The organism is Oceanobacillus luteolus (genome assembly GCF_042678205.1).
GTDB lineage: Bacteria > Bacillota > Bacilli > Bacillales > Amphibacillaceae > Oceanobacillus > Oceanobacillus luteolus.
In genome coordinates this window covers 1-7,392 of the sequence record NZ_JBHUDE010000111.1, presented here as the reverse complement: position 1 = coordinate 7,392, position 7,392 = coordinate 1, and the positions used below count along the sequence as shown (strand labels likewise).

Sequence of the window (7,392 nt, the reverse complement as noted above, 5' to 3'; positions counted from 1 at the left end):
TAGGCACGCCGCCAGCGTTCGTCCTGAGCCAAGATCAAACTCTCCATAAAAGTGTTTGAAAAAACTTAGCTGTTGTTTAATAAGAAAACGGGGTTTTCTTATTAAATTTATGCTTGGTCACTCACGTGACCTCGCTTGACATACTGGTTGTTTTGTTCAGTTTTCAAAGAGCAAATATTTTGTTGCCGTTCGTAACGGCGACTTTTCTAATATAACACGAATGATATTTCCTGTCAACAACTTTTTTCAAAGTTATTTTATCGCTTTGTCGAATGTTGTACTCGTTTTTGGCGACGCTTATTAATTTACCATGTTATATTATAATTGTCAACGCGAAATTCAAATTCGAAATTATCACTTTAATCCCTCTGCCACGATTAAATTTTTCCTTCTATATATAGGACAACTTATCGTTCATTTCAAATGCCATAAAAAATAAAGATTCCTTTTAATAACCCTTCTTTTTAATCCAACTTAATAAAAGTAATCCTCCTCGTTTTATTAAAATTCAACACTTGCTTGTTCAATTAAGTAGGAATTCATCACATGTTCTTAGTCTTTTATTCTTCTACTTAATAGAAAATATGCTATACTACAATGGAAGATAAGGGAGGAATTTATGAGGTTATGGCACAACTGAAGTACTCAAATAAAATAAATAAAATCCGTTCATTTGCCCTGATATTGATCTTTGGTGGAATCCTGCTCATGTATGTAGGTCTACTCTTTAAACAAAAAGAATGGGTCATGATTATATTCTTTATATTGGGACTGCTGGCAATCTTTTTAAGCTTGATTGTTTATTTATGGATCGGCACGCTTTCCTTAAGAGCAATCCCGATTATATGTCCGAGTTGTGAGAAGCCGACTAAAATGCTAGGCCGTGTAGATGCTTGTATGCATTGCAAACAGCCGCTTACATTAGATCAAGACTTAGAAGGTAAAGAATTTGACGAGAAATATAACAAACGGAGTTATGCGAAATCCAAAGAGCAAAATACGTAACAAAAAAACCACACGAATTATCGCTGTGGTTTTTTATATCGAGATTAAATTAATGCTGTTGTGCCTCCACTGATTTACAATCTTCGCAAATACCATACAGTTCTAGGCGATGATGGCTAATATCGAAACCTGCCACCTGCTCAGCTAAAGATTCTACTTCTTCGAGTGTCGGATAGTGGAAGTCTACAATTTTCCCACAATCATTGCAAATAATATGGTAGTGGTCAGAAGTATTGCAATCGAAACGGCTAGATGAATCTCCATACGTCAATTCACGGACGAGACCAATTTCTTTTAATACGCGTAAATTATTATAAACCGTTGCAACACTCATATTAGGAAATTTGCCTTCAAGAGCTTTGTATATATCATCTGCTGTAGGATGAGTCATCGCATTGAGAAGGTATTCAAGAACCGCATGACGTTGTGGTGTAATTCGGACGCCTGATTCTTTTAATGTGTCAATTGCATCACGTAATCTCTTTTCAGACATCGCTAACAACCTCACTTTCGCTAGATAATGGCATTCAATAATATTATTAAATAATAATCTTTATAATTAGTTTATCGTTATTAGCTAGTCTAGTCAATATAAGTAACTTAAGAATAGTAATAATCCTCTTCCATTTATCTAAATTTCATTTAATATCCTAGTGACAAATCAATTTTATTTACAAATTCACCTTCATTATCCTCATATACGGTTAAATTGGTTTTAAAGATTTCTAATGCCCGCTTTACGTATTCAGGAGATGAGCCAGATATATGTGGGGTAATCGTTATATTTTGTTCTTTCCAGAAGGGATGCTCTGTCGGTAGTGGTTCTTCTTCAAACACATCTAAGACTGCATGTTGAATTTGCCCTTCTCGGACAGCCTGTAATAAATCATCTTCATCTAATACATTTCCACGCCCCATATTCAAAAACACCGCAGATTGTTTCATTGCTTTAAAATGATTATGAGTTAACAACCCTGCCGTTTCTTTTGTGCTCGGAAGGACGGAAACAATTAAATCCGCTTCAGGTAAAATGTCCAATAGCTCGGAAGTTTTATATACTTCATCAAAATGCTCTACCGTTTTCCCGCTCCTTGAAATACCTATCGTCTTCATGCGGAATGCTTTGGCGAGTCGTGCAGTCTCTCCGCCGATAGCACCTGTTCCCAGTATAAGGATTGTTTTACCTGTTATCTCCTGAACTTTAACACGCTTTTCCCATGTTGATTTCCGCTCATTTTCAATGATAGTCTTAGAATTCCGATACACTTGTAAAAGCATGGCAATCGCATATTCAGCCATTTGTATTTTATGAATTCCTCTAGCATTCGTAACAAGGATCCCTCTCTCCTCCAAACGCTCAAACGGAAAACCATCCACCCCAGCCGAGAGGCAGGCAATCCATTTTAGTTTGGGTGCGGAGTCAACGAGTTCTACTGTTATGTCATCCCCATACGTAACAAAAACCTCTGCATCCTTTAAATGACTTTCCGCTTCCTCTATCGATTCACAAAAAATAAACTTTTGATTCGTGAATTCCTCTTCTAGCTTCACACGATGTTTTTCTGAGATTTTAGCTGAAAATAAAATCATGACTTTCCCCCTCTGCCCCTTTGAAATCAAACTATTATTTCACTTCATCACGCAAGTACTCAAGTGCTTCTTCCACATGTCCTTTTACTCGAACTTTACGATACTCTTTTAATAATTTACCTTCTTTATCGATAATAAAAGTAGAGCGTTCAATTCCATAATACTCTTTACCGAAGTTTTTCTTTAGCTTCCAGACTCCAAAGTCTTCAGCTACCTTGTGATCTTCATCAGCCAACAATTCAAATGGCAGTTCATGTTTGTCGATAAACTTTTGATGCCTTTCCACCGGATCTGGACTGACACCAAGGATCACCGCATCCAATTCACCGAATTTCTCATGCTGGTCTCTAAAGTCACAAGCCTGAGTAGTACAACCAGGCGTCATATCCTTTGGATAAAAATAAAGAACTACGTATTTCCCTCTATAATCACTTAAGGATATATTTTCTCCAGCTTGGTTTGGTAATGTAAAATCTTTCACTTCTTTACCTACTTCTACTGTCATGATAATCCCTCCATCTCTATTTCCTCCACTATATCATAGAGATAAATGAGATACCTTCTAAAATGCTTGACAGCTTGCTCCTGTACGAAATGGATAATTTTGATATAGTAAAAAGAGTATATCCATCCTTTGTATGGAAATTGCAATCTTTCTAGGAGGCATAATTAATGAATTATTCAACATCCGAATCTTTACACGAAGAAGCATTAGAACATATAGTCGGTGGTGTGAATTCACCTTCCCGTTCGTATAAAGCTGTAGGCGGTGGATCCCCTGTTTACATGGAAAAAGCAAAAGGAGCATACTTCTGGGACGTAGACGGAAATAAATATATAGATTATCTGGCAGCTTATGGACCGATTATTACGGGACATGCTCATCCACATATAACCGAAGCAATTCAAAAACAAGCTGAAAATGGAGTACTATACGGAACACCGACCCGTTTAGAGAATAAGTTTGCGAAGATGTTAAAAGAAGCAATTCCTTCTTTGGAAAAGGTGCGTTTTAACAACTCTGGAACAGAAGCAGTTATGACGACCATCCGTGTTGCACGAGCTTATACCGGACGCAATAAAATCATTAAATTTGCTGGTTGTTATCATGGGCATTTTGATGCTGTACTCGTGGAAGCAGGTTCAGGTCCATCCACTTTAGGTACTCCTGATTCAGCAGGTGTTCCACAATCTACGGCGGATGATGTAATTACAGTTCCATTTAATGATTTAGACGGATTAAAAGAAGCTTTAGATAAATGGGGAGATGAAGTTGCCGCAGTTCTTGTGGAACCTATTGTTGGTAACTTCGGTATCGTGACGCCACATGAAGGATTCCTTCAAGGGGTAAATGACCTTGCACATGGAGCAGGTGCCCTCGTCATATACGATGAAGTGATTTCTGCTTTCCGATTCACTTATGGAAGTGCTCAACAAGTTTATGGTGTGGAGCCTGATATGACAGCGATGGGTAAAATCATCGGTGGCGGTTTGGCTATCGGAGCATACGGCGGCCGAAAAGATATCATGGAGCAAGTCGCACCTCTCGGACCAGCTTATCAGGCAGGAACAATGTCAGGTAACCCGTTATCCATGGCTGCAGGAATTGCTTGCTTAGAAGTACTCAAGGAAGAAGGTGTCTATGAAGAATTAGATCGACTTGGCTCACAACTAGAAGCTGGCATCCTTGAAAAAGCGGAAAAGCATGGCATCGATATTACAATCAATCGACTAAATGGTGCACTTACTGTTTTCTTCGGTACAGAGAAAGTGACAAATTATAAGGAATCAGAAGCAACAGACGGAGAAGCTTTTGCTAAATTCTTCAAACTGTTATTAAAAGAAGGTATTAACTTAGCACCTTCCAAATACGAAGCATGGTTCTTAACTACAGAACATACTGAAAAAGATATCGAAGAAACAATTGCAGCAGTCGACCGAGCATTTGAACAGATGAAATAAAAAAAAGGGAAGAATCCTTTTCATACGGATTCTTCCCTTTTATTTTATTTTTCACCGTTATCCAAATTCTGGATTTCATACAAATTATAGTAACTGCCTTGTTTCTTCATTAGTTCTTCATGGGAGCCTTTCTCGACAATTTCTCCATTTTCTATCACAACGATTGTATCGGCATGAGTAATGGTAGCGAGCCTGTGAGCAACGATAAAGGTTGTCCGTTCGGCAGCAAGCCGCTCCATCGTCTCTTGAATCAGATGCTCACTCTCCAAATCGAGGGCGGAAGTCGCTTCATCAAAAATAAGGATTGGAGGATTTTTCAAGAAAACACGAGCAATGGCGACACGCTGTTTCTGTCCTCCAGATAGTTTTACTCCTCTTTCACCGACTAATGTATCGTAACCTTTAGGCAGACTCATAATGAAATCATGGGCATTCGCCGCTTTTGCAGCTTCAATCACTTCCTCATCGGTTGCATAAGGATTCCCCATCCTAATATTCATCGCGATTGATTCACTGAATAAAATATTATCCTGTAATACCATTCCGATGTTATTCCGTAAAGAACGTGCTTTTACATCTCGGATATCCTTGCCATCGATGCGAATTGCCCCACTCGTTACGTCATAGAATCGAGGGATTAAACTGATTAGAGTGGACTTTCCTCCACCACTCATTCCGACAAATGCGACAGTTTCACCTTTTTCCACTGTAAGATTCACATTTTTCAACACTTGCAATTCATCTTCATCATAATAGAAGGAAACTTGGTCGAACTCGACATTCCCTTCGACGCGGCCCAGTTCCTCAGCATCTTCTTTATCTGTAATATCATACTTCTCATTTACAAATTCAAATACCCTGTCAATGGAGGCAACGGATTGGACTAAAACGGTCGATGAATTGACCAGACGACGCAACGGACTATATACCCGATCCATAAATCCGATAAAAGCAACCATCGTTCCAATGGAAGCAGCTCCGTTAATCACTTGATAAGCTGCAAAACCAATAACAAGTAATGGAGCAAGATCGGTGATTGTATTCGTTACAGCGAATGTCTTAGCATTCCAATCTGTATGCTCAATCGCCTTGTCTAAGAAGCTTTTATTACGACTACCAAACTGTTCCTGTTCATAGTCCTCCAACGCAAAGCTGCGGGTTACAGGAACTCCTTGAATACGCTCATGCAAATGACCCTGCACCTCTGCAAGTTTCTGGGACCTTTCCCTGGTCAGCTGCCTAAGCTTTCCATAGAAATACTTAATGGCGAAGCCAAAGATCGGAAACAACGCAACAGCAACAATCGTCAACGGAATATCCATCGTAAACATAATGCCAAGCGCAATCATGATGGTAATTAAATCAAGCCATACATTCATGAGTCCAGTAATGACGAAATTCTTCGTTTGTTCGACATCATTAATTACCCGGGAAATAATTTCACCGGATTTTGTCTTAGAATAGTACTTCAAGCTCAACTTTTGAATATGATCAAATAACCGATCACGGATATCAAATAAAATTGTATTTCCTACCCATTGCGCAAAATACTGACGATAATATTCAATCGGAGGACGAATGACAACGAATATAAAGAAGGCGATACCCATCACCCAAAAGAGCTGCGTTATCTTTTCATCAGTCGTCATCGTTTCCACATAAATAATATCATCAAGCACATATTTCAATAATAGTGGTAATAACAATGGAATCCCAAATTTAAGTATTCCAATAACGATGGTAAGAAGGATTTTCCATTTATACGGTTTTACAAAGTTCATATATTGCCTAATACTACCCATGCAGTCATCTTCCTTTTACATACACATATTCATACTTACTTATTCATTGTTAACTTGTTTACGCCCACTTGTAAAACAAAATGCCTTGCTACAAATCGTAACAAGGCTTTTATGGACGGCTTACCGATAGGTCAAATATCGTTCATACCAATTATCGACAAAGTCCGGCGCGAACGGTCCTTTCCGCTGATGAATCCAATGCTTAAGAATTATAATGTTTTTCTGTAGGATTCGGTCCAATACGGTTGGGTAATTCATTGTATTCCGGTGTGTTTCATACTCGTCTTCATCAAGCAGCTCATAAGTCATATCGGGAAATACTTTTATATCTAGGTCATAGTCAATATATTTCAGAGCTTCCTCATCATACACAAAAGGAGAACTTATATTGCAGTAATAATGGATGCCATCCGTCCTTATCATGCCAATGATGTTAAACCAATTCTCTGCATGAAAAAAACAGATTGCCGGCTCCCGAGTCACCCATGTTCTTCCATCACTTTCCGTTACCTGTGTACGGTCATTCGCTCCAATAACAACCATTTCCGTCCCCTTCAACACAAGACTACTTTCCCAAGTCCGATGAAGCATGCCATTATGTTTATAGCTTTGTATTTCTATCCTTGTACCAGGTTCCGGAGCAACCACTTGGATCAACCTTCCTTTACAAGATAATCATATATATGTTATTTTCTATAGTATCTTATCTATTATAAATGTTAAAACATAAAAGATAAAGGATAATGGGGAAGCATAACTTAGAGCACTTGGTTATCCACTACGACAGATAACTCTTCCCTCCTTCCTACCTGGAGATTAGTAACCCGCGCTGCTTTAATGGGATTAATGTATTCTACAAGATGGACTTTCACACCTAAATCGTTGCTATGCCGATATACATGATAAAAGCACTGCGAATGAAGTGACCCCTAAAAGTTAGACACGGTTAATTCATTATGCAGCTTGCTCAAAATGAGTTCGGTATTGTACCGGACTCATTTTTAACTTTGCTTTCAACCGTTTCGTATTATAG

At 38.6% G+C, this 7,392-nt stretch carries 8 protein-coding genes; 2 read left to right on the top strand and 6 right to left on the bottom strand.

What is annotated here, in order from left to right:
- The first annotated feature begins 627 nt into the window (after window positions 1-627).
- Window positions 628-1,005: a YgzB family protein gene (locus tag ACFSBH_RS12965; protein WP_251512024.1), complete on the top strand. Its 378-nt coding sequence runs from the start codon at window positions 628-630 to the stop codon at window positions 1,003-1,005.
- Between the two features lie 49 nt (window positions 1,006-1,054).
- On the opposite strand, the gene perR is transcribed toward ACFSBH_RS12965, so the two are convergent.
- The 3 genes from perR to bcp form a co-directional block, all read right to left on the bottom strand.
- Window positions 1,055-1,498, bottom strand: coding sequence for a peroxide-responsive transcriptional repressor PerR (gene perR, locus ACFSBH_RS12960; RefSeq protein ID WP_251512023.1), 444 nt, complete (start codon window positions 1,496-1,498; stop codon window positions 1,055-1,057).
- Window positions 1,499-1,647: 149 nt separating this feature from the next.
- On the bottom strand, window positions 1,648-2,595 hold the full coding sequence (locus ACFSBH_RS12955; protein WP_251512022.1) for a D-2-hydroxyacid dehydrogenase: 948 nt from the start codon (window positions 2,593-2,595) through the stop codon (window positions 1,648-1,650).
- Between the two features lie 34 nt (window positions 2,596-2,629).
- A complete protein-coding gene (gene bcp / locus ACFSBH_RS12950; protein WP_251512021.1) occupies window positions 2,630-3,100 on the bottom strand; it encodes a thioredoxin-dependent thiol peroxidase in 471 nt (156 codons plus the stop codon).
- A 167-nt stretch (window positions 3,101-3,267) separates the two neighbouring features.
- Between bcp and ACFSBH_RS12945 the strand changes: the two genes are divergently transcribed.
- Window positions 3,268-4,557, top strand: a complete 1,290-nt coding sequence (locus tag ACFSBH_RS12945; protein WP_251512020.1) for a glutamate-1-semialdehyde 2,1-aminomutase — start codon at window positions 3,268-3,270, stop codon at window positions 4,555-4,557.
- Window positions 4,558-4,601: 44 nt separating this feature from the next.
- Here the strand turns inward: ACFSBH_RS12945 and ACFSBH_RS12940 are convergent, their stop codons facing one another.
- From ACFSBH_RS12940 to ACFSBH_RS12930, 3 genes are all read right to left on the bottom strand, one after another.
- Window positions 4,602-6,359, bottom strand: a complete 1,758-nt coding sequence (locus ACFSBH_RS12940) for an ABC transporter ATP-binding protein (protein ID WP_251512019.1) — start codon at window positions 6,357-6,359, stop codon at window positions 4,602-4,604.
- Between the two features lie 120 nt (window positions 6,360-6,479).
- Entirely contained in the window at window positions 6,480-7,007 is a 528-nt protein-coding gene (gene ntdP, locus ACFSBH_RS12935) for a nucleoside tri-diphosphate phosphatase (protein WP_349774315.1), read from the bottom strand.
- 306 nt (window positions 7,008-7,313) lie between these two features.
- The coding region (locus ACFSBH_RS12930; RefSeq protein ID WP_379597901.1) for an IS3 family transposase at window positions 7,314-7,392 on the bottom strand (79 nt) is incomplete at its 5' end.

Excerpts from the sequence above, each read along its gene's own strand:
- ACFSBH_RS12965 (WP_251512024.1), top strand. The coding sequence starts at position 628 with ATGGCACAACTGAAGTACTCAAATAAAATAAATAAAATCCGTTCATTT.
- perR (WP_251512023.1), bottom strand. The coding sequence starts at position 1,498 with ATGTCTGAAAAGAGATTACGTGATGCAATTGACACATTAAAAGAATCA.
- ACFSBH_RS12955 (WP_251512022.1), bottom strand. The coding sequence starts at position 2,595 with ATGATTTTATTTTCAGCTAAAATCTCAGAAAAACATCGTGTGAAGCTA.
- bcp (WP_251512021.1), bottom strand. The coding sequence starts at position 3,100 with ATGACAGTAGAAGTAGGTAAAGAAGTGAAAGATTTTACATTACCAAAC.
- ACFSBH_RS12945 (WP_251512020.1), top strand. The coding sequence starts at position 3,268 with ATGAATTATTCAACATCCGAATCTTTACACGAAGAAGCATTAGAACAT.
- ACFSBH_RS12940 (WP_251512019.1), bottom strand. The coding sequence starts at position 6,359 with ATGGGTAGTATTAGGCAATATATGAACTTTGTAAAACCGTATAAATGG.